Source organism: Roseobacter sp. S87 (assembly GCF_055693285.1).
On record NZ_JBVFTR010000004.1, the window covers coordinates 3,424,445 to 3,446,839 of the forward strand.

Here is a 22,395-nt window from a genome sequence, read left to right on the forward strand (position 1 = left end):
GGAAGTGTGGCCCAATCGAATGGTTTAAGGAGGGGATCGGTTAGACCGAAATCCACTCAGGAGTTCTGCCCGTCAAGGGCTGCCTCAGCAGGCGACCTCCAAAGCTGTTCCGACACCTCGCTCCAATACCTTTCTTGACACTGGATCACCTCCTTTACCTATCTGTTGACGTTGAAAGAATCGTCGCACAGGTTTCGGAAATCACCAAGCTTTTTTTCGTTAACAAAACCGATGAGCCGGTGTCGGATCAGGGCCTGCTTTATTGTGCGGCAGAGGCTGCCCGTGCGGTGATCACCCGGAACGGTACCAGCGCCAGCAGTGCCAGGCTGAGCTTGACGGCCCAGTCGGCCACCGCGAGGGAGACCCAGAGCGGGGCCTCGGGCCCGGTACCAAGCAGCGGCAGGATCTCGCCGGCCCAGGACACGTCATTGGCGGGTTCGATGAAGGTCAGGCCCGCGGAGAATGCGATGGTGAAAAAGAGCGCGGTGTCCACGGTGCTGCCGATCAGCGTGGAGGCCAGCGGCGCGCGCCACCAGCGGCCATCGCGCAGAGCGGAGAAAATCGCCACATCCAGCAGCTGTGCCGTCAGGAAGGCAACTCCCGACCCAAGCGCGATGCGCAGGGTCACGAGCGGGCCGAATTCGCCGATGATCTGTGTGCCGATCAGCGAACAGATGATGCCCACGATAAAGCCGGCAAAGACAACGCGGCGTGCGGCGGCCGCGCCATAGACGCGGTTCATGATGTCGGTCACCAGGAAAGCGAGCGGATAGGTGAACGCGCCCCAGGTCAGCCAGTTGCCGAAGAGGAACTGCACGAGAATGTTCGAGGCGACCACAATGGCAGCCATGGCAATAATGCCGGGAAGGTGAGCGCGTGTCATAGATGTATCCGTTTTGACAAGGTTGCGGCACTTGGCGGACCCGATCGGGCCAACGCGCGGTCTTTACGGCGGATGCCCGTGCAGCGCAAGTCACTCTGTGAGGATATATTCCACGATTTCCGAGCGCAGCATGGGCAGGAAATTATCGTCTGAGACCATGGTCAGGCGGATTTGCCCGTCCGTGTCGCGCCAGACTGCGATGCCTTCGAGGTTTCCGTGGGTGAAAAGCGGTGTCTCCAGAATGACGCGCGTGTTCTTAAAACCTGTTTCGGTGACGGTCATGCTGCGGACCCGCGAGCGGAAGCCAAATGGATAGACGGACCTTTCCAGCAGATAGAGGCGTCCGTCGGGGCCAAAGTCAGCACCGGTGGGTTTGAAGCCTTCGGCCAGCCGCAGGGTAAAGGGTTGCTCCCATGGTCCGGTCACATTCCGCCGGTAGACCAGCGCTTCCCAGGCGCCGGATGCGACCCCTTCCGGAATGGCAAACAGACGGCCCTGCGCATCTATGGCCAGTGCCTCCAGGCCACCGTTCTTCGGCAGCGCCCGCCATGATCTGGTATAGGACGGCCAGACCGCGGATGCCTCCCATGTCTCATACCGCAGAACCCGGTGGGCATGCTCAAAGGACACGTTGAGCCGCCCGGCGCTGTCAAGAGCCAGGCCTTCGGCATCGGTATGGGGGAAATCGGGGGCGTTGCCGAACCGGTCGACCAGGCGCTGAAAGGCAGTTATTTCTGCGCTCTTCAAAGTCCCGTCCTGCCGGGTGAAGGAGCCGCGCGCGATATGACCCCGGTCGGTGACCAGAAACCAGGCGCTGCCATCGTCTGAAACCTCAATGCCCGAAAAGCCACCAGCCCAGTCAGCCTCTGTTTCGGCGGGAATGATGGCGCTGAGCTGCGCGGGCTGCGCGTCGGGCGGCGTGGCCGGAGGGTCCGGTTTCAGGGCAAACCATGGTGCAAAGCCAACCGCTGCGATGCCAAACGCCGTGATCAGCGGGACTGTAAAACGGCGGCGCATTGTGACGGCAGATCGGCGAGCACAAGGTCGCGGCGGGGTTTTCTGGGTTTGGCGTTTGGATCGGGCGGCGGCGGGTTGAGAATATTATTCACCCAGGCCTGGGCGTCCGCGCATCCGTCCCCGGCGGGTGGCGGTGCCTGATCAATACAGCCGGTCGCACCCGCAGGGCATTTGAGACGTACGTGAAAATGGTAGTGATGCCCGAACCAGGGGCGCACTTTGTTGAGCCAGGCGCGATCGCCGCGTGCGTCTTTGCACATCTGAACCTTGGCGCCGGGGAAGATGAAAATACGCGCAACACGCGGATCAGAGGCTGCGGCCTTGATGATTTCGTGGTGCGCCGGTGTCCAGTTGTCGTTCACGAAAGCCCCGCGTTCCCGGCGCAGGGAGATCGAAGAGATGGCTTCGCGGTCGGCCGCTGACAGCGCCAGGTTGCCTGCGGGCCGCAGCCAGATGTCGGCGTCGAGCCCGATCTGGTGGCTGGCGTGGCCCGACAGCATCGGCCCGCCGCGGGGCTGGCTGAGATCGCCCACATAGAGACCATTCCACCCGGGCTGGCGCGCGGCTGCGCGGCTGAGATCCTGCACAAAGCCGACGGTTTCCGGGTGTGCCCAGTTGCGGTTGCGCGACAGACGCATCGCCTGCCAGGTCGGTCCGGTTTCTGGCAGTTCCGCGGCCCCGGCGATGCAGCCTTTGGCATAGCTGCCCAAGGGACCCGGGCGCTGAGCCGATGCCTCTTTCTTTGCGCCGAACAGCTGTTTCGCGACACCGTTCGAATTCCCGGACGTGGCGATGACCGGTTCCGGTGTTGCGCGCACCTCCGGCGCCGGAGCTTCGTCGCAGCTGGCAAGGGCGAGGCAGGCGAGGGCAGTCAGCAGTCCGGTGAAGAGGCGGGTCATGCGGCGCGGTCTCCTTTGGGGTTGACCCATATGAGCACAATCAGGGCGAGTACGAAAAGCCCGATCAGTGGAGAAATGCCCAGGCGGGCGTTTTCGGTCGCGGTTGTGACCACGCTGATCAGCAGCGGCGCCAGAAAAGCGGTGGCCTTGCCGGACAGCGCAAAGAGCCCGAACGCCTCTGTCGGGCGGTCGGGGTTGGTGTGCCGTACCATCATGGAGCGCGACGCGGCATAGAGCGCACCACCCGCGCCGCCGATCGCAGCGCCGCACACAAAGAACGTCAGATCGGGGAGCGTTGATCCCGGTGGCAACGGCACCCCGAAGAAGGTTTCGCGTGACATGCCGACAATCACGCTGCAGACAGCGATCAGAATGAAAATACAGACCCTGATAACCGGTTTAGGGCCGTATTTTTCATCAAAGAGCCCCCCGACCCAGGTGGCAATCGCCGCTGTAATGGCCCCGATGATCCCGAATATCGCGATGTTGGTGAGAGACCAGTCGAGCACCAGGCGGGCATAGACACCGCCGAACCCGTAAAGCGCATTCAGCGCGTCACGGTAAAGCATGGACGACCCCAGGTAGGCAGCGAGGCTGGGCCGGCGGAACACCTGCGCGAGAGAGGCACGCAGGTCGGCCATCGCGGCGCTGAACCCGCCCTGTTTCACAGCAGGCTTTGGTTCGCGCACCCAGGCAAAGTAAGGGATCATAAAGATTACGAACCAGCCGGCGATAAAGGGACCCACAAAGCGCGTGCCCTCGCTTTGCGATGCGTCCAGCCCAAGAGCGGGTGCAAGACCGATGAGTGTTGTGCCGTCCTGCGGATTGGCCTCAAAGAAAAACAGCAGCATGATAAAGAGCGAGACAACCCCGCCCCAATAGCCCAGCGATGCGCCCACGCCGCTGATTTTGCCGATGGTGTCTTCGTCACCGAGGCCCGGCAGTTGTGCGTTTACAAAGATCAGGGCAAATTCCGCCGCCACGAACCCGATGGCAAAGGCATAAAGGCAGAACCAGAGCGCGGAGCCATCCGGCACCATATACCACAGGGAGGCTGAGGCGATGACATAGACCACCGAAAAGGCGACAATCCAGGGCATGCGGCGGCCCGTGCTGTCCGCATAGGCCCCGATCACCGGACCAAGGACCGCGATAAAAAGGCCCGCGACCAGCTGTGCATTAGCCCAGACGCTTTGGGCGCGCGCATCGGCTGCGTTCTCAGACATGCCTGATGTGGTAAAGAAATCGGTCGCCACGCCTGCAAAATAGGGTCCGAAGATAAACGTCAGACCCAGGGTGTAATAGGGTTGCGCGGCCCAGTCGAAGGCGAACCAGCCCCAGATCCGCTTCTTTTCTGCTGTCATACCCGCCTGCCTCTTTAGGGTATCTTAAGCTAAAACAGGCACAAGCGCGCGGCGCAAGCACGGGTTTTGCAGCACGGCGGGGACTTGCCCTTTGCCGGTCGCCTGCTTAACTGAGAAACGTCGCAACGAAAGGGCCACTGATGCAATCGCTGTTCGAAATTCTGATGCTTCTGCTGAACGTTGTGTGGTTCTTTATCATCGCGCACGTCATCATGAGCTGGCTGATCAATTTCCAGGTCCTGAACACGCAGCAACAGCTGGTGGCTCAGATCTGGTATGGACTGAACCGCCTGCTGGAGCCGATTTACGGGCCTGTGCGCCGGATGCTGCCGCAGATGGGCGGGATCGACCTGGCGCCGCTGGCCGTGCTGCTGATCGTGGCCATCCTGCGGATTGTGCTGGTCAACAACTACGCGCTCTTCATCTGAGCCACCTGTCCCTGCGAAGATTATTTCGGGTCGCTGACGGGTAGGCCTTGTCCCTGAATCCACGGTGTGGGAGTCTGCGTAAAAGAGCAGATCATTTCACAGGGTTTTCATGACAGGCGCTGCCACGCTGTTACGTGATGTTTTTGGGTTCGACAGCTTCCGGCCGGGCCAGGAAGATATTGTCACGGCTGTTTCCGCGGGCGAAAACGTGCTGGCGATCATGCCGACGGGCGGGGGAAAATCCCTGTGCTTTCAGCTGCCTGCCCTGATCCGGGATGGTGTGACGGTGGTGATCTCACCGCTGATTGCACTGATGCGTGATCAGGTGCGCGCCCTGCAGGAGGCCGGTGTTTCCGCCGGGGCGCTGACGTCGGGAAACACGCCTGAGGAAACCGATGCGGTGTTTGAAGCGCTTGATGCCGGAACGCTGAAACTGCTCTATATGGCACCGGAACGGCTGGCCTCGGGTGGTGCGGCGGGGCTTTTGCGGCGCGCGGGCGTGTCGATGATCGCCGTGGATGAAGCGCATTGCGTCAGCCAGTGGGGTCACGATTTCCGCCCGGATTACCTGCGCATCGGTGCGCTGCGCCGTGATCTGGGGGTGCCGCTGGCCGCCTTTACCGCCACCGCCGATGCCGAGACGCGCCAGGAAATCGTTGAAAAACTCTTTGACGGCGCCGCACCCCGCGCGTTTCTGCATGGTTTTGACCGGCCGAATATTCATCTGGCGTTTCAGGCCAAGAACAGCCCGCGCCGCCAGATCCTGGACTTTGCCGATGCCCGGCGCGGGCAATCCGGCATTGTTTATTGCGGCACCCGTGCCAAGACCGAAGGGCTGGCCACGGGGTTGCGCGAGGCGGGCCACACGGCGCTGCATTACCATGGCGGCATGGACGCGGAAGACCGGCGGATTGCAGAGCGCCGGTTCCAGCAGGAAGATGGGCTGATCGTGGTGGCCACGGTGGCGTTCGGGATGGGCGTTGATAAACCGGATATCCGCTGGGTGGCGCATGCGGATCTGCCGAAATCGATCGAAGCCTATTATCAGGAGATCGGACGGGCGGGGCGTGATGGCGCGCCGGCTGAAACCCTCACGTTGTTCGGGCCCGAAGATATCCGGCTGCGACGGTCCCAGATTGACGAAGGTCTTGCGCCACCGGAGCGCCGCGCTGCGGATCACGCACGGCTCAACGCGTTGCTGGGTCTCGCCGAAGCGCTGTCCTGCCGGCGCGAGACTCTGTTGCGGTATTTCGGTGAAACGGAAGTGTCCTGCGGCAGATGTGATCTGTGTGATACGCCGGCGGATGTGTTCGATGGGACAACGGCTGTGCGCAAGGCGCTGTCGGCCATTCTGCGCACTGGCGAGAACTTTGGTGCGGGACATCTGATCGATATTCTGATCGGGAATGAAACCGACAAGGTCCGTCAGCGCGGGCACGAGGCCCTGCCGACCTTCGCCGTGGGTCAGGAGTATGACCGGCGGCAGTGGCAGGCAGTTTTCCGTCAGATGATGGGGCATGATCTGGTGCGGCCGGATCCCGAACGCCATGGCGCCCTGCGGATGACGGATGCAGCCCTGCCGATCCTGCGGGATCAGGCGAGCATCTCGCTGCGCCGCGACAGTATTGCGGCGGCGAAAGCCACCCGGCGTCCTGCGGTTAAGGCCATGGTTTCGGAAGAGGATGCGCCGCTGTTGTCTGCGCTGAAGGCAAAACGCCGTGCAATTGCCGAGGCCGCACGGGTCCCGGCCTATATCATTTTCACCGACCGGACGCTGATCGAGATGGCCGAAAAGCGCCCGCAGACGCTGGATGAGATGGCGGGCATCGGCGGTGTCGGTGCCAAAAAGCTGGACAGTTATGGCGATGCCTTTCTGGAGGTGATCGCCGGTGAGGCCCCGCAGATGCATCCGACCAGGCGCAAACTGGCGGGGCGGTCCGCCGGATCGGTCTATGACCGCCTGCTGGAAGTGCAGGCCAGCCTTGCCCGCGGAGAAGCTGGCCTGGACAAGCCCCTGAGTTGTCCTGCGTCGCTGCTGGCGAAGGTCGCGCAACTGCACGCGCCGGACCCTGTTTTGCTGCAGAAACTGCTGGGCGAGCGCCGCGCCGAAAGATTTGGCCCGGCATTTCTGGACGTCCTGCGGGAGGCGGGCTAGATCACGCCGGAGAGCCGGGGTGACCGATTGAGGAGACGCAGATGCTGGTGGTGATTTCGCCTGCAAAACGACTGGACTGGGACGCGCAGACCGCGCAGATGACGCAACCGGTGTTTCAGCCGGACGCGGTGCGGCTGGCGAAAACGGCGCGCAACCTGACGCTGGGTGGGCTGAAGTCACTCATGGGTCTGAGCGACGATCTGGCGCGGCTCAACCGGGACCGCTTCCGTGCCTTTCAGGACGACCCGGAGCAGGAGGTCACGCGCCCTGCGGTGATGGCTTTTGCCGGGGACACCTATCAGGGGCTGGAAGCGGGCAGCCTGTCCACGGAGGAGCTGGACTGGGCGCAGGATCATCTGCGTATCCTGTCCGGTCTTTATGGTGTGCTGCGCCCGATGGATGCGATCCAGCCGTACCGTCTGGAAATGGGCAGCCGTCTGAAAACGCGCCGTGGGGGCAACCTGTACGACTACTGGCGTGACACCCTGTCGCAGCATCTGAATGCGCAGGCCGAAACGGTTGGCACGGGCGTGCTGGTGAACTGCGCCAGTCAGGAATATTTCGGTGCCGTGGCACCCGGCGCGCTGAAACTGCGGGTGATTACACCGGCGTTCATGGAAGACAAAGACGACGGTAAAGGCCCGAAGATGGTCAGTTTCTTTGCCAAAAAGGCGCGTGGTGCCATGGCGCGTTATGTGATCGTCAACCGGCTGACGGACCCTGAAAGCCTGCAGGATTTCGTCACCGGAGGCTACCGGTACCGGCCCGATCTTTCATCGGACGACAAGCCGGTATTCGTGCGGCCTTACCCGGCCTCCTGATCCGGTTCGGGCATCGGGCTGATCACGCCTTTGGGGCAATGCGCCAGAATGCGCGAGACGATCTCTGCTTTGCGCAGGGGTTTGGTCATGTAGTGATCGAGGCCAGCGGCCAGGATCTCCTTTTCATCACCGGCCATGGCATGGGCCGTCAGAGCCACGATCGGGATGCGCTGGCCGTCCTTTTCCAGTTCGCGGATTTTGGTCGCGGCCTGTTTGCCGTCGAGGCGCGGCATGGAGATGTCCATAAAGATCATGTCCGGTGCAAAGCTCTGCCAGCCTTCGACCGCCTCGACGCCGTCGCAGGCGAACTCAAGGTCAATGTCCAGTGACTTGACCATTTTAGAGAACACAAGCCGGTTTGTTTTATTGTCTTCGGCGGCAAGGATGCGCATCTTTCTTGGAGCCTCGGGAGCCTCGGGAGCCTCGGGAGCCTCGGGAGCCTCGGGAGCCTCGGGAGCCTCAGCTTCGACAACTGTGGATGTTTCTTCGGGTTCCGGTGCATCGACCGGGTCCGTTGCAGGCGCTGTGGGGGCGGGTGCGGCTGGTGGCACTTTCTGTTCAACGGTTTCTTCTGGGGGCGCCGGTGCAGATCTGTGCCGGAAAGAGGGCAGCGCGGGTGCTGGTTCCTCTACAACAAATTTGCTGAAACACTCCTCAGACAGCCATGTGTGCAGGTCCTGGCGTACAAAGGGACGCTGGACAAGCTTGCTGGCGGCGTCTCTGTCGGGGCTTTTGCGGGCGTTCCCGATATTGCGGCACATCACATAGACGGGGCCGCTGTGCCCGGCGCTCCGCATCTCAGCGGTCAGCGCCAGACCGTTCTGATCGGGCAGATCGTGGTCGCACATCACCAGATCCACGCTGTCATCCAGCCGGCTCATCGCATTCCGGGCGGTATTGCATGTGGTGACCCGCAGGCCCAGTTGTTCAAGCTGCAGGCAGAGGTGGTTCTGCTCGGCACCGGTGCCGTCGACGAGCAGCACGTGGCGCAGTGATTCCGCCATTTCCGGCGCTTCCAGCAGCGCAGGCCCCGACGTGCTGAGATCAACCTCAAAGCAGAACTCGGAGCCCGTGCCCTCCTCAGAGGTTACCCAAATGCGGCCCCCCATCATGGCCACCAGCCGCTGCGTGATCGCGAGGCCCAGGCCGGTACCGTCAAACTGCCGGTTGCGTTCATTTTCGACCTGATTGAATTCGCCGAAGATGAGGTCGATCTGGTCCTCGGGAATGCCAATTCCGGTGTCGCAGACGCTGACCGTCAGACGCACTGTTTCGCCGGCCTCGTCGGGTTTGCCGCGGACCCGGACCACCACATGTCCCTCGGTGGTGAATTTCACGGCGTTGCCGATCAGGTTCGTCAGCACCTGACGGATCCGGCCCGGGTCGCCGACAAGTTCGCCGGTCAGACCGGGTTCGTAGTCCATCAGAAGGCTGATGCCTTTGTCCTGTGCCGATGCCTGCAGCAGGGTCAGAATGTCGTAGATCGCCTTTTCAAGATCGAAGGGTTCGGGATGCAGCTCCAGCCGGTCCGCTTCGATCTTGGAGTAGTCGAGCACGTCGTTGATGATGACCAGCAGCGCCTCGCCCGAACGTTTGATCGTATCGACATACAGTTCCTGTTCCTCGTCCAGATCGCCTTCCATCAGAAGGTCTGCCATGCCCACGACGCCGTTCATCGGCGTGCGCAGTTCATGGCTCATGTTGGCGAGGAATGCCGATTTGGCGCGGTTGGCGATTTCGGCGCTCTGTCGGGCGGATTTGAGTTTCTTTTCGTATTCGACCGATTCTGTAATGTTCAGTCCGAGCGAGATGATGTCACCATCCGGTCCGCGCTGGTCCAGCAGGCGGATGTACTGGCCGTTCCACAACTGGATCACTTCGGGCTGGGGGTCGGGCGACTGGATCCGCTCGATCATGTACTGGCGCCAGTCGGCGGGGTGGATGCTGCCGGTGTTGACGATCCCCTCGTCGGTCAGCATCTGCAGAATGGTGACGTAACTAACCCCCGGTTTGATCTCTTCCAGCCCGTCGAAAACCTCCAGATAGGACGGGTTGGCCATGATCATTTCAAAGTCGGGGGAAAAGAACGCAAAGCCGTCCTTGATCGCTTCGATCGAATGCCAGAGCCGGCGTTCAACACGCTGGATCTTTTCCTGCGCGGCGCTGAGGTCGGATTTCACGCGCTTGTTCTCGTCGCGGACTGTCGCAACCTCGGCGCGTGTTTCGACAATCTGGTCGGTCAGGTTACGCGCGTGCTGACCCAGCTTGCGGTTGGCCGCAAAGAGTTCGGCCTGCTTGACTTCAAGCAGCCTTTCCGCGGCCAGCCGCCGGCGTCTCTCTTCTGCCAGGATGTTGGCAAGGGTCATAAAAACAATCGCAGGTTGGTCTCAACTGACCAGCCGGTGATACATTCTTTACCGTGAAGAACTGCTTAATCTGCGCGCAGTGGGTGGGTCGTTTTCCGGTCGTTTCTGCCCGAAATACATCCTCAGGCGGTCAGCGCCGGCCCTCACGCAGCCATGCGGTTGTAATGAGTGCCGCCGTCAGCAGCAGCACCAGCCAGCCCGGCAACAGAGTCGTTTGCCGCACGTCGCGCGTTTCATAGGCGTCGCGCGGTGTCAGCCCGATCCAGCCGCGCCCAGCGGCAGGGCGGCCTTCGCGCACGTCGCGCAACCGGGGCAGACCGTCTTCCAGCCGCAGGATACCGCCCCGCAGCCCGGCCACAACGGGGGCCAGGATTTCACCCGTGGCGATTGTCTGCTCGAACTCGCGGGGTGCGGCAGGGCCAAGACCAATCACCGCGATCTGATCCCCGTTTTCCAGCCGGTAGAGCCCGATTTCCGGGCCCTCAAACACCGTTTCAAAGACACCCGGACGGCTTTCTGTCAGCTCCAGCTCGGTGACATTGCCGGACGGATCGGTCAGCCGCAGGGGTGGGACTTCTTCGCCCAGCGTACGGCGCTGAATGCGCATGGTTTGACCGGTGGCCTGTGCTGTCAGCGCTTCTTCTTCCAGCTCGGGTTCTTTCATCATCCAGTGGGCGAGGCGGCGCAGCAGTTCAAGCTGCGGGCCGCCGCCCTCATATCCGCGGTTCCAGAGCCAGGCGTGATCAGAGGCCAGCAGCGCCACGCGCCCGGCCCCGACCCGGTCCAGGACCAGAAGCGGCCGGTCACCTGTTCCGGACATCACCGTGTGCCCGGTGGTATTGGCAATCTCGACCTGACGCAGCCAGCGGCCCCAGTCGCCGCCGCCCGGCAACCCGGTGCTGACCGGATGGCGCTCGCCAAGCTCGGTGACGGTCGGCCGGTAGGGCTGGTCCACAACGCGGGCTGTCGGCGCGCCGGGCAGAACCGAGCCCAGCGGTGAGCGGAAAATGCTGTCGGCGCCGGCGAAGTCCGGACCCGCCGCGACCGAGGACGGCACCGCCGGCGCGGATGTAGTTGGCGACGTTATCGAGGTAGAGCGAGGGCAGGATGCCCCGGCGTTTGTACCGGTCAAAAATGATCAGATCGAAATCATCGATCTTTTCCAGGAACAGCTCGCGCGTTGGGAAGGCAATCAGGGACAGTTCACTGACCGGCACACCATCCTGCTTTTCGGGCGGGCGCAGGATCGTGAAATGCACGAGGTCTACAGAGCTGTCTGATTTCAGCAGGTTACGCCATGTGCGGCCACCGGGATGCGGCTCGCCCGAGACGAGCAGAACGCGCAGGCGGTCCCGCACGCCGTTCATCTGGATCAGCGCCTTGTTGTTGCGGTCGGTCAGTTCGCCCTCCGCAGTCGGTACGGTGAATTCGATCACGTTGCGACCGCCATGGGGAAGTGTCACCGGCAGTTCGATATCCTGGCCCAGCGGGACCTGAAATTCCTGCGGTTCTGCACCATCGACTGAGATCAGCAGCGGGGCGACGACTGCCCCGGCGGGGGCGGCTCCCATATCCTCGACCCGCAGGGTCAGCGTGACGGGTTCACCGATGATCGCAAAGGCAGGTGCATTGCGGATCGACAGGCGGCGGTCCCAGTCGGTTTCCTCGCCCGTCAGCAGCAGATGCATGGGCGCGGGCAGATTAACGGGCAGATCGGCGTCATGCACACGTCCATCGCTGAGCGCGATCACGCCGGCAATCCGGGCGCGGGGCTCTTCGGCAAGCGCTGTGGACAGCGCCGTCATCAGCTGCGTGCCCGCATCGCCTTCGCCATCGGACACGGTCACCCGACGCACTTCGGTGTTGGAACGGGCGCTGATCCGCGCGGCCAGTTCGTCAGCGGCGGTCAGTGTCTGTTCTGGGCGGTCGGACAACTGCTGGCTGGCGCTGTCATCTTCAAGCATCACCACAATATCGGTGAGCGGCGCGCGGTCTTCCTGCTGATAGGAAGGATTGATCAGCGCGCCCAGCACCACCAGAGCCGCAAGTCCGCGCAGTGGCCATCCGTTCAGGCCGCGCAATCCTGCCAGCATGACAGAGGCCAGCGCGATGACCGCGACCACTGTGACCATCGCCCAGGGGACGAGCGGGTCGAATATGATCGTGCCCGTCACTGGCCGAGCCTGTCGAGCAGTGCAGGTACGTGGACCTGGTCAGATTTATAGTTGCCCGTCAGCACGTGCATGATGAGGTTAATGCCGAACCTATAGGCCAGTTCGCGCTGACGCTCGCCGGTGAACCCGCGGCCCACGGGGACCATGGGCGCACCGTTCCGGTTCACCGCCCAGGCGGCGGCCCAGTCATTGCCGCCGATCACCACAGGCGTGACGCCATCGTTGAGATTGCGGAACGGCATGCCCTCGATCTGTTCTGCATCAGGCGGGGCGGCTTCGACCCAGACCTCGCGGCTGGTGTGACGGCCGGGGAAGTCCTGCAGCAGGTAGAAGGTGCGGGTCAGCACATGATCAGTCGGCAGTGGTTCCAGGGGCGGAATATCGAGCGGGGCCGCCAGATCCCGGAGCTTGCGCCCGTTGGGAGAGGCGGCACCAAAGCGGGCGATATCCGCATCGCGGGTGTCAAAAAGGATCAGACCACCGGACCGCAGATATGCATTGAGTTTTGCATAGGCCTCTGAGGACGGACGCGGCTGGTCGGGCGTGACCGGCCAGTACAGGATCGGGAAAAACGCCAGTTCGTCGGTTTCCAGATTAACGCCAACGGGGTCTGCCGGTTCGACGGAGGTGCGGAAATAGAGCGTCTGGGACAGGCCGGTCAAACCCGCTTGCGAGAGTTCATCGACCCGATTGTCACCTGTCATGACATAGGCCAGCACCATTTCGGCAGTGGCATTCAGCGCAAAGGCGTCAGCTTCAGGGTCGTTTTCCTGCGCCTGAGCGCCGGCGGGTGGCAGCAGAAGGAGCGCCAGCAATGCGAGGGCCGCAGTGCTGTTGTTGACCCTGCCCAGCAGGCGGCCGGACAGCGCAAGGGAGGCCACCACATCCGCCAGCAGCAGCAGGATGGACAGGCTCAGCAGCCAGCCCGCTACCGGTTGTTCGGGCGGCACGGCAAAACCACGGATCGGGATATCAGCAGGCCAGGTGGCCGGGGTGAGCGTTGTTTCCGCGCTGATCACGTTGCGGGCCAGACGCCGGTCGCCATCGGCGTAGATGCCGGGCTGCATGTCGGGACCGGCAGATGCATTGACCAGATCGGGCCCGGGCACACCGGGCAGCGTTCCGGCATCGCTGAGAACACCAAAGCCGTCCATCACCTGCTCGGGCGTCCATGTGGTGCCTTCCAGTTGCGTCGCATCCGGTGCGGAGGCAGAGGACGACACGGCCAGCCGTTCCAGCATCTGAACAAAGAGGCCCGACAGCGGCAGGGTTGACCAGTCCGCCGTTGCGGTGATGTGAAAGAGCACGATCTGGCCCTGTTCGCGGGATTTTCGGGTCACCAGCGGTGTGCCATCGGTCAGCTCTGCGATCACACGTTCGGCCAGCGTCGGGTCCGGCTGGGCCATGACCTGGCTGGTGATCTGAACGTCGTCCGGAATGCGCAGACCGAAAAAGGGTGAATTCTCGCGGAAGGGTGCGAGGCTCTTGGGTTCCCCCAGCTCATTGCGCCGCCCACAGTGCGGCCGCCGGTGCGCAGACGAACGGGCATCATCGGGTCTTCATCGATGCGGGAAATGTCGCTGGCGGCCACGCGGGGACCGGCAAAGCGCACAAGCAGACCACCTTCGTCGATCCATGCTCCGAGGTCTTCGGTTTCGGCAGGCGACAGGGTGGCCACATCCGCGAGGATGATGACATCCGGATTAGCAGGCAGCACATCGCTGATGGCGCCACGGATCAGGTCCGCATTCGGTGCGAGCGCCTGTTCGATATAGTGCAGCGGCGACAGCAGCTGCAGACCTTCGCGGCTCTCACGACCGGCAATCAGCGCGACTTCACGGCGGCGCAGGGCATCATCTGCCAGCGTTGTGGCACCGGCGGACCGCTGGCCACTGGATGTCAAACCGCGTGATGCGGGCGCGCAGTTCGGCAGGCAGGGACAGGGCCGTGGTGGTTTCGGTCTCGCCCGCTGCAAATACGGCTCCGGCGCTTGCAAGGATTGAAGCATTCCCCGCCGGGTCGCGGCCCTGTGCCTGTATCACGACCTCACGTTCCGGGCCCGGGGCTGCGCGCAGGGCGGTGATCTGGACCGCGCCGTCCTCAAAACCGGCGGGGCGCAGCGCAATCACATTGGCCGCGGTCTGGTAAATCTCAACAGCGCCGGCACTCTGAAAGGCGTCCAGCACATCCGCGCGACCGGGATAATCGAGCCCGTCGCTGAACCACATGGTGTCAAAAGCATCAAGATCGCCGGCCATAGACGCCACCTGTGCAGCGCGTGCAGCGTCAGGCTGCCAGGCGGCGGGGCGGAACCCGGGCAGACGGCTGCGCCAGGCATCGGCGGCCTGGAAAACCGGGGGTTCCGGGCTGGCCATGTCGAGGAACGCAACGGTTCTGCCTGCGCGGCCCGCGCGTGTCAGCTGGGCTTCGATGGCTTCGGCCTGTTCGGTCCAGCGCGTTGCACCGCCCCAGCTGCCGTCCAGCACGATCAGCAGCGGGCCGTCGCCGCGTGACGCTTCGGCTTCGGGGTTCAGTACCGGCCCGGCGAGACCAACGATGACGGCGGCAATGGCAAGGATGCGCAGCAGTAAAAGCCACCAAGGGGTCCGGTCACTGACGCTCTCGTCATCCTTCAGCCCCAGCAGCAATGCCACACCGGGAAAGCGCCGCCGGATCGGCGCGGGGGGCACCGCGCGCAGAATCAGCCACAGGATCGGCAGTGCCAGCAGCGCCAGCAGCAACCAGGGCGTGGTAAAGCCGATTCCGCCCAGAACAGTCATCGAACGCCCCCGTATCCAGCGCCCGATAGAGCCAGAGCAGGGCGGATTGCGCTGTTTTGTCCGTGTGGTGCTGGCCATACTGCCAGCCGGTCAGCGCGCAGAGATCAGACAGCTCGGCCTTGCGGCGGGCCAGCCGGTCAAGATAGCGGTCGCGCAACTCGCTTGCCTTGAGCGTCTCATGGCTCAGACTGCCGCCGACGCTTTCAAAAATGGTCCTGCCGCGAAACGGGAACGCTTCTTCCGAGGGGTCGAGTACGTGCAGCAGCACGCCGCGCACGCCCCGGTCGGCGGCCTTGGTGAGGGCCAGGCGGACCTCTGAGATATCGCCCATGAAATCAGAAATGAAGACAGCACGGGCGGAGGGGATCATCGCGCGGTGCTCGGGCGGGCTGTAGTCCTCCTGTGCGTCCTGCACGAACATCTCCGCCAGGCGTAGTATCTGTGTGTTGCCCCGGCGGGGCGGCAGCAGCGTGCCGGTCAGACCGACGCGTTCGCCGCCGCACACCAGAAGAATGGCAGCCGCGAGGCCCAGAAGCCGCGCGCGGTCCGCTTTTTGGGGCAGCTTGTCGTCACTGGCAAACCGCATTGACGCGCCCTGGTCGACCCAGAACATCACCGATTGTGCAATCTGCCATTCGCGTTCACGTACAAATTCCGTGTCGCCGCGGGCGGAACGCCGGTAGTCGATCAGCCGGCGGCTATCGCCGGCCTGTGCCGGGCGGTATTGCCAGAAATCATCGCCCATGCCCGCACGGCGCCTGCCGTGATCGCCCAGCAGGACGGATCCGGCCAGATGTTCGGCGCGCGCCAGCAAAGCGGGCAGCGTCGCCGCTTCGGTCTCGGCATGAGCGCGGAGGGCGGTTGCTGTGCTCACGCGGCGGCCTTCGCTCCGGCAAGGTCGGCCGCTGTGGCTTCGATCAGACCCTGCAGGCTGTCGCCACGGGCGCGGGCCGCAAAATTAAGCGCCATCCGGTGGCTGAGCACGGGGCGGGCCATGTCGAGTACATCCTCGGCCGAAGGGGCGAGACGCCCCTGCAGCAGCGCGCGGGCACGGACCGTCAGCATCAGCGCCTGTGCCGCCCGTGGCCCCGGGCCCCAGGCGACGGTGTCGCGCACCTGCTGGCTGGCGCTTTCCTCGTCGGGGCGGAAGGCGCGCACCAGATCGAGGATCATCTCCACCACGCTGTCGCCGACGGGCATCCGGCGCAGCAATTGCTGTGCAGCCAGCAGCTCGGCGGCGGTAAAGACCTCTGAGGATTCCTCCTCGGTATCGCCTGTCGTGGCCAGCAGGATGTCGCGTTCGGTCGCGCGGTCCGGATAGGCCACATCAATCTGCACAAGGAAACGGTCCAGCTGCGCCTCGGGCAGCGGATAGGTGCCTTCCTGCTCGATCGGGTTCTGCGTGGCGAGCACATGAAATGGCACACCAAGCGGGCGGTTTTCGCCTGCAACAGTGACTGTTTTTTCCTGCATCGCCTGCAGCAGTGCGGATTGCGTACGCGGGCTGGCGCGGTTGATCTCGTCCGCCATCAACAGCTGACAGAAAATCGGACCCTGAATAAAGCGGAACGCCCGAGACCCGTCGGCGGCGGTATCCAGCACTTCGGAGCCCAGAATATCCGCCGGCATCAGGTCGGGTGTGAACTGCACGCGGTTGCCATGCAGGCCCATGACCGTCGAGAGCGTTTCCACCAGGCGGGTCTTGCCAAGGCCCGGCAGACCGATCAGCAGACCGTGACCACCGCACAGAAGCGCCGTCAGGGTCAGTTCCACAACGCGTTCCTGGCCGATGAACCGTTTGGTGATGGAATCCCTGGCCGCATTCAGTTTTTCGCCAAGCGCTTCAATCTGCGCGACCATGTTTTCTGCATCACTCATGACAACGTGCTCCGATGGGTTATATGGTTGATGTAACTCTATCGCGGCGAAGGGAAATGGCAAAAGCTATGAGTGGACAAAAAACCGTGACCCCCTCGGCTGAAAGCCTTGCTGCCTCTGTTGCTGCTGTAAAATCACGCGGATTGCCGCCGGTGCACCTGTGGAACCCGCCTTTCTGCGGTGATCTGGACATGCGGATTGCACGCGACGGCACCTGGTTCTACCAGGGCACGCCCATCGGGCGGCCCGGTCTGGTCAGGCTGTTTTCATCGATTCTTAAAAAGGAAGATGGTAAATATTTCCTTGTCACACCGGTGGAGAAGGTCGGGATCACGGTAGATGATGCCCCCTTTGTCGCGGTGGATTTCGAGGTATCCGGCAACGCAGAGGACCAGTCCCTGTGTTTTGAGACACAGGTCGGTGATCATATGACAGCAGGTCCGGACAACCCTATCCGCGTTGTGCGGGATGAGGAGACCGGCGAACCCTCGCCTTATGTGCACGTACGCGCGGGTCTCGATGCGCTGATTGACCGTAAGAGTTTTTACCGTCTGGTGGATCTGGGCACGCATCATGACGACTGGTTCGGTGTGTGGTCATGCGGGGTCTTTTTCCGCATCATCCCGAGCGCCGAACTGCCCTAGGCCGTTGCAGCCGGGCCACTGTCGTTTTTCACCTTGCCTGCCGGGGTTTCGGGCTCTTGGGTCCTTTCAGAACAGTCTCTATTCTGGTGCGCATCGCAACAGGGGGTGACGATGCAGCTTGCGGCAAACCTGGACCGGCTCTGGGCCGATCTGCCTTTTCTTGACCGTGTTGAGGCGGCCGCTGCGGCGGGCCTTTCGGGCGTTGCTGTGCCATTCCCCTATGAGATGCCGGCGCGCGAAACCCAGCTTGCCCTGCTGCGGGCAGGCCTCGGGCTGGTGCAGATTACAGTGCCGCCGCCAAACTATACCGGCGGTGACCGTGGTTTTGCAGCAGTGCCCGCCAGCGCACAGCGATTCCGGTATGATATGCGGCGCGCGCTGCGCTATGCGCATGAGCTGCGTGTCACGCATCTGCATGTGCTGGGCGGGGTCGCGGCGGGCGATGCGGCGCGCGCCACGCTGGTAGAAAATCTGACGGCTGTTGCAGCGGATCTGCCCGCCAACATAACGCTGACCATTGGCTCAGAAGCCGAGCCCGGGTCGTTCCCGGACAGTATCCAATGCGCTGCAGATGTGGTGCGCGAGGTTGGTGCGGCGCAGATCGGTCTGTCATTGGACCTGCCCGCTGATCCTGGTGGCGCGGAACAGACGCTGAAATCTCATGCGGATGTGCTGAAAACAGTCACTGTTTCGCAGGATCCGGGCGGTTTGAGCGCAGAGTTGCGGGCTGCAGTTGCCGCTGCCGGATACACGGGCCTCGTCATCGCGGCCTGGCCACTGTCGGGGCAGTCTGCCCCTGACCTGACAGGGCTGCAGGGCCTCGCGGGCTGATCAGTGCGCGACGGCCCAGTTGGGGCCTGTGCCCGCATCCACTGTCAGCTTCACATCCAGTTTCACCACCGGGTCGGCGGCGTTTTCCATCACGTCGCGGGCCGCGGTAATCAGCGCGTCCTCTGCCCCCTGATCCACTTCGAAAAGCAGTTCGTCATGCACCTGAAGCAGCATCGCGGCAGGCAGGTTTTCGATAGCCGCCGGCATGCGGATCATGGCGCGGCGTATGACATCCGCCGCCGTGCCCTGGATCGGCGCATTGATCGCGGCGCGCTGGGCGAACCCGGCACGGGGCCCCTTGGCTGCGATCTCGGGCGTGTGGATGCGGCGGCCAAAAAGCGTCTCTACGTACCCGTGTTCTTTGGCAAATGCCTTGGTGTCATCCATGTAAGTCCGGATGCCGGGGAAACGTTCGAAGTAGCGGTTGATGAATTCCTGCGCTTCGGCACGCGGGATGCGCAGATTGCGCGCAAGCCCAAAGCCGGAAATGCCGTAGATGACGCCAAAGTTGATGGCTTTGGCCTGACGGCGGATGTCCGGGGTCATTTCGTCGAGTGGCACATCGAACATCTCGGATGCGGTCATCGCATGAATGTCCTGACCGTCCGCAAAGGCCTGTTTCAGTGCGGGAATATCCGCGATATGTGCCAGGATGCGCAGCTCAATCTGGCTGTAGTCGAGGGCGACGAGGGTTTTGCCTTCTTCTGCGACGAAAGCCTCCCGGATGCGGCGGCCTTCCTCGGTACGGATCGGGATATTCTGCAGGTTAGGCTCTGTTGATGCGAGCCTGCCAGTGGATGCACCTGCGATGGAATAAGACGTATGAACCCGGCCCGTTTCCGCGTTGATATGCTCCTGCAGGGCGTCCGTATAGGTCGATTTCAGCTTGCTCAGCTGGCGCCAGTCGAGCACCCGTGCGGGCAGCTCATGCATTGTCGCCAGATCTTCGAGCACATCGGCCCCGGTGGCCCAGGCGCCGGTCTTGCCCTTTTTGCCGCCTTCGATACCCATTTCATCAAACAGGATTTCGCCCAGTTGTTTGGGCGAGCCTACGTTGAATTTCCGCCCGGCCAGTTCGTAGATTTCGTCCTCCAGGCCCGCCATTTTCTGGCTGAACGCGTTCGACATGCGCGAGAGTGTATCCCGGTCCACTTTGATGCCCGAGCGTTCCATGCCAGCCAGCACCGGCACCAGCGGGCGTTCCATGGATTCGTAGACGCGTGTGACCTGCGCGCGGTGCAGCATCGGTTTGAAGTGCTGCCAGAGCCGCAGTGTGATTTCCGCATCCTCAGCCGCATAGGGCACGGCGTCGTCAAGCGGCACCTTGTCGAAGGTGATCGCGGATTTACCAGAGCCTAACAGGGGTTTTATCGGGATTGGCGTGTGGTTGAGGTAGCGTTCCGACAACGCATCCATGCCGTGATTGTGGAGTCCGGCGTGCATCGCATACGACATCAGCATGGTGTCTTCGATGGGTGCGACAGTCACACCATTCCGGGCAAATATTTTCGCGTCATACTTCATGTTCTGGCCGATCTTGAGGATTGACGGATCCTCAAGAACCGGTTTCAGCAGTTCGAGCGCATCGTTCAGGGGCATTTGCCCTTCGGCCAGATCGTCCGAGCCGAACAGATCATCACCGCGATGTGCTTTGTGCGTCAGCGGGATATAGCAGGCGCGGCCCGGTTTCACGCAGAGCGAAATGCCGACCAGCTCGGCGCGCATTTCGTCGAGGCCGGTGGTTTCGGTATCCACGGCAACCCAGCCGTGTTCATAGATCTCGTCGATCCAGGTCTGCAAAGCAGCTGCATCGCCGACCTTTTCATATCCCGCAGTGTCAAAGGGAACCTCCTCGATCTGCGGCGCATCAGGTGCTGTGGCGGGTGTATCCTCGATGGTCGGCGGTTCGACGCCCAACTGATCGGCAATGCGTTTCGTGAGGGTGCGGAACTCCATCTTTGCCAGAAACGGCATCAGCATTTCGGGGTCCGGGTCCCGCACTTCCAGATCATCGATCGTGAAGTCCAGCGGCGTGTTTTCGTCGAGCAGCACCAGGCTGCGCGACAGGCGGATCTGTTCCGCGTGATCGATCAGCGTCTGGCGGCGTTTGGGCTGCTTGATCTCGCCCGCGCGTTCCAGAAGTGCGTCGAGATCACCGTATTCGTTGATCAGCAAAGCGGCTGTTTTGACACCGATCCCCGGCGCGCCGGGCACGTTATCGACGGAATCGCCGGCCAACGCCTGCACATCCACCACGCGTTCGGGGAATACGCCGAACTTCTCAAAGACGCCGTCGCGGTCAATGCGGCGGTTTTTCATCGCGTCCAGCATTTCGACGCCGCCGCCCACCAGCTGCATCAGGTCCTTGTCTGAACTGATGATTGTGCAGCGTCCGCCAGCCGCACGGGCCTGTACGGCGAGCGTGGCGATGATGTCATCAGCCTCAAAGCCTTCTTTTTCCTTGCAGGCGATGTTGAAGGCTTCAGTCGCCTCTCGGGTCAGGGGGATCTGCGGGCGCAGATCTTCGGGCATGGCCTCGCGGTTGGCTTTATACTGGTCATAGAGCTCGTTGCGGAACGTGTGGCTGCCTTTGTCAAAGATGACGGCGACATGGGTCGGCGCGTCCGGGCCGGTGTTCCCTTCGACATACCGGTGCAGCATGTTGCAGAAGCCCGAAACGGCGCCGATGGGCAGACCGTCCGATTTACGGGTCAGGGGCGGCAGCGCGTGATAGGCGCGGAAGATGAACGCTGATCCGTCGATCAGGTGAAGATGATGCCCTTTTCCGAATGCCATGCCCGCCTCCCTCGCTGTTGTCTGCCTTCATGGCGTGACATCGCGGCGAAGTCCAGAATGGGCTGGGGCTGTCGGGCCGTTACCCGAAGATAGAATCCATATTCTGCATGATTCCGATCAGCAGCATGACACCAGCGATGATCATCACCACGGCGAGAAAGACCTGGATAAATACGGCACAGACACTGATCGCCAGACCGTAACCGGCGATGCGCCGGGGTTCGTTGCGGACATAGGCAATCACGGCCGTGATGATGCCCAGCACGCCCGCGGCGGGTGCGGCAACCATCAGAATGCGGTCAATGTCCCAGACGCGCTGCACAATGGTTGCTTCGGGCTGTTCAAGGCCAAAGAAGGAACGCCAGGCGGCCGCGCGCATATTGCCTGCGATCTCGCCCAGGGTGGTCCCGATGTCCTGTTGCGGCGCGAACGGGCCCGCAAAAACCACCAGGAGGGCGATGAACAGGCCAATCCCGCCCAGAGCGACGGCGGTCATGGAAAAGGGTGTTGGGCCCTGAGGTCGTTCGATCTGCATGATTCCGCTCCGGTTTTCCGGAACGTACCCGCAAAAAGGGGCGGAATAAGGGCGTGTCTCAGACTTTGCCTTCGAAGTCCTTGTGGATGTATTTGCAGTCGCAATAGCCACATTCGACCCAGCCCGTGTCTTTGGGGATCTGCAACCAGACACGCGGATGCCCCAGTGCGCCCTCGCCGCCGTCACAGGCGATGCGGTAGCGGTCGACAATCTTTGTTTCAGGCGCTTGCAGGGTCATTGGTGGTTCCTCGGGATCGCTTGCGACCCGTTATGACCAAAGCACGTGTCAGGGGCAAGCCTGTCTGCAGTTTTCCGGTGTCATGGGCGGTCGATGCGGAGCTGGTAGCAGTTGTTGCGGGCAGAGCGCACATGCACAAAGGCGACGGCGGGGTCTCGAAATAGGTCTGTGACCTTGTCGCCGATACTGTCGGCAGGGGTGATTTCGCCGGTGCCATAGATGATGCGTTCATCCGGTGAATACCCTTTGACCAGATAATCCGGCGATGTTTTCAGGATCTCCGGGATGTGGTTCCCGTCGGCCTTTGTGCAGGGCGCGGCACAGACAAAGATGGGTCCGGTTTCCGCATAGGGCTGGACCGTGCGGAAGGGCCGGTGTGCGAGAATCAGCATCTCCTGGCCTTGGGGGATCTGCTGCAGGCAGTGACGGCATGGATTGCCCTGGCCGTCCGATATGGCCCGCTCGGGTATCTGCCCGTTGGCGTCCGGCCCGCCTGCCTGCCATTTCCGGACGGTTTCAGTCTCTATTGCGTTGTATCTGTGCATATCAGGCTCCTTTTTCTGCGTCCTGTATGGCGCAGGAAGCT

General features: G+C 62.5%; 15 protein-coding genes and 3 pseudogenes. 5 read left to right on the plus strand and 13 right to left on the minus strand.

The genetic code is table 11. The annotated features are described in order from the left end of the window. Positions 1-259: 259 nt before the first annotated feature. The 4 genes from ACZ1HA_RS17800 to ACZ1HA_RS17815 all read right to left on the minus strand — a co-directional run bounded on the left by ACZ1HA_RS17800 (position 260) and on the right by ACZ1HA_RS17815 (position 4,163). Positions 260-883 carry a queuosine precursor transporter gene (locus tag ACZ1HA_RS17800; RefSeq protein WP_472714852.1) on the minus strand — a complete coding sequence of 208 codons (624 nt, stop codon included), beginning with the start codon at positions 881-883 and terminating at the stop codon, positions 260-262. A gap of 90 nt (positions 884-973) precedes the next feature. Beyond that, positions 974-1,900 carry an esterase-like activity of phytase family protein gene (locus tag ACZ1HA_RS17805; RefSeq protein WP_472714853.1) on the minus strand — a complete coding sequence of 309 codons (927 nt, stop codon included), beginning with the start codon at positions 1,898-1,900 and terminating at the stop codon, positions 974-976. Beyond that, the gene (gene mepA / locus ACZ1HA_RS17810) at positions 1,873-2,799 is read right to left on the minus strand and encodes a penicillin-insensitive murein endopeptidase (protein WP_472714854.1); all 927 of its coding nucleotides are present in this window, start codon (positions 2,797-2,799) and stop codon (positions 1,873-1,875) included. Before mepA ends, ACZ1HA_RS17805 begins: the two co-directional genes overlap by 28 nt. Continuing rightward, entirely contained in the window at positions 2,796-4,163 is a 1,368-nt protein-coding gene (locus tag ACZ1HA_RS17815; protein ID WP_375229349.1) for an MFS transporter, read from the minus strand. Before ACZ1HA_RS17815 ends, mepA begins: the two co-directional genes overlap by 4 nt. 140 nt (positions 4,164-4,303) lie before the next feature. Here ACZ1HA_RS17815 and ACZ1HA_RS17820 point away from each other — a divergent pair, with 140 nt between their 5' ends. The 3 genes from ACZ1HA_RS17820 to yaaA all read left to right on the plus strand — a co-directional run bounded on the left by ACZ1HA_RS17820 (position 4,304) and on the right by yaaA (position 7,567). Further along, entirely contained in the window at positions 4,304-4,591 is a 288-nt protein-coding gene (locus ACZ1HA_RS17820) for a YggT family protein (RefSeq protein WP_298840551.1), read from the plus strand. Positions 4,592-4,700: 109 nt separating this feature from the next. Then, positions 4,701-6,746 (plus strand): DNA helicase RecQ, encoded by a 2,046-nt coding sequence (gene recQ, locus ACZ1HA_RS17825; protein ID WP_472714855.1) that lies wholly within the window; start codon positions 4,701-4,703, stop codon positions 6,744-6,746. A gap of 41 nt (positions 6,747-6,787) precedes the next feature. Beyond that, complete coding sequence (gene yaaA, locus ACZ1HA_RS17830; RefSeq protein WP_472714856.1) at positions 6,788-7,567, plus strand: peroxide stress protein YaaA; 780 nt, start codon at positions 6,788-6,790, stop codon at positions 7,565-7,567. On the opposite strand, the gene ACZ1HA_RS17835 is transcribed toward yaaA, so the two are convergent. The 5 genes and pseudogenes from ACZ1HA_RS17835 to ACZ1HA_RS17855 all read right to left on the minus strand — a co-directional run bounded on the left by ACZ1HA_RS17835 (position 7,552) and on the right by ACZ1HA_RS17855 (position 16,765). Next, positions 7,552-9,933, minus strand: coding sequence for a response regulator (locus tag ACZ1HA_RS17835; RefSeq protein WP_472714857.1), 2,382 nt, complete (start codon positions 9,931-9,933; stop codon positions 7,552-7,554). The genes yaaA and ACZ1HA_RS17835 overlap by 16 nt on opposite strands. 130 nt (positions 9,934-10,063) lie before the next feature. Continuing rightward, positions 10,064-12,107: pseudogene (locus ACZ1HA_RS17840) on the minus strand (hypothetical protein). Continuing rightward, positions 12,104-14,887: pseudogene (locus ACZ1HA_RS17845) on the minus strand (DUF4159 domain-containing protein). The pseudogenes ACZ1HA_RS17840 and ACZ1HA_RS17845 overlap by 4 nt, the downstream one beginning before the upstream one ends. 7 nt (positions 14,888-14,894) lie before the next feature. Next, a pseudogene (locus ACZ1HA_RS17850) lies at positions 14,895-15,761 on the minus strand (DUF58 domain-containing protein); the annotation flags it as partial. Next, complete coding sequence (locus tag ACZ1HA_RS17855) at positions 15,758-16,765, minus strand: AAA family ATPase (RefSeq protein WP_472714858.1); 1,008 nt, start codon at positions 16,763-16,765, stop codon at positions 15,758-15,760. The pseudogene ACZ1HA_RS17850 and the gene ACZ1HA_RS17855, both read right to left, overlap by 4 nt. 68 nt (positions 16,766-16,833) lie before the next feature. Here ACZ1HA_RS17855 and ACZ1HA_RS17860 point away from each other — a divergent pair, with 68 nt between their 5' ends. Further along, positions 16,834-17,409, plus strand: a complete 576-nt coding sequence (locus ACZ1HA_RS17860; protein ID WP_472714859.1) for a DUF1285 domain-containing protein — start codon at positions 16,834-16,836, stop codon at positions 17,407-17,409. Between the two features lie 111 nt (positions 17,410-17,520). Beyond that, on the plus strand, positions 17,521-18,240 hold the full coding sequence (locus tag ACZ1HA_RS17865; RefSeq protein ID WP_472714860.1) for a TIM barrel protein: 720 nt from the start codon (positions 17,521-17,523) through the stop codon (positions 18,238-18,240). On the opposite strand, the gene polA is transcribed toward ACZ1HA_RS17865, so the two are convergent. The 4 genes from polA to ACZ1HA_RS17885 form a co-directional block, all read right to left on the minus strand. Next, entirely contained in the window at positions 18,241-21,036 is a 2,796-nt protein-coding gene (polA, locus tag ACZ1HA_RS17870; protein WP_472714861.1) for a DNA polymerase I, read from the minus strand. Positions 21,037-21,115: 79 nt separating this feature from the next. Beyond that, positions 21,116-21,571 (minus strand): hypothetical protein, encoded by a 456-nt coding sequence (locus ACZ1HA_RS17875; RefSeq protein ID WP_472714862.1) that lies wholly within the window; start codon positions 21,569-21,571, stop codon positions 21,116-21,118. A gap of 58 nt (positions 21,572-21,629) precedes the next feature. Beyond that, positions 21,630-21,809: a zinc-finger domain-containing protein gene (locus ACZ1HA_RS17880; protein WP_375229338.1), complete on the minus strand. Its 180-nt coding sequence runs from the start codon at positions 21,807-21,809 to the stop codon at positions 21,630-21,632. An 80-nt stretch (positions 21,810-21,889) separates the two neighbouring features. Next, positions 21,890-22,354 (minus strand): DUF1203 domain-containing protein, encoded by a 465-nt coding sequence (locus ACZ1HA_RS17885; protein WP_472714863.1) that lies wholly within the window; start codon positions 22,352-22,354, stop codon positions 21,890-21,892. Between the last annotated feature and the right edge of the window lie 41 nt (positions 22,355-22,395).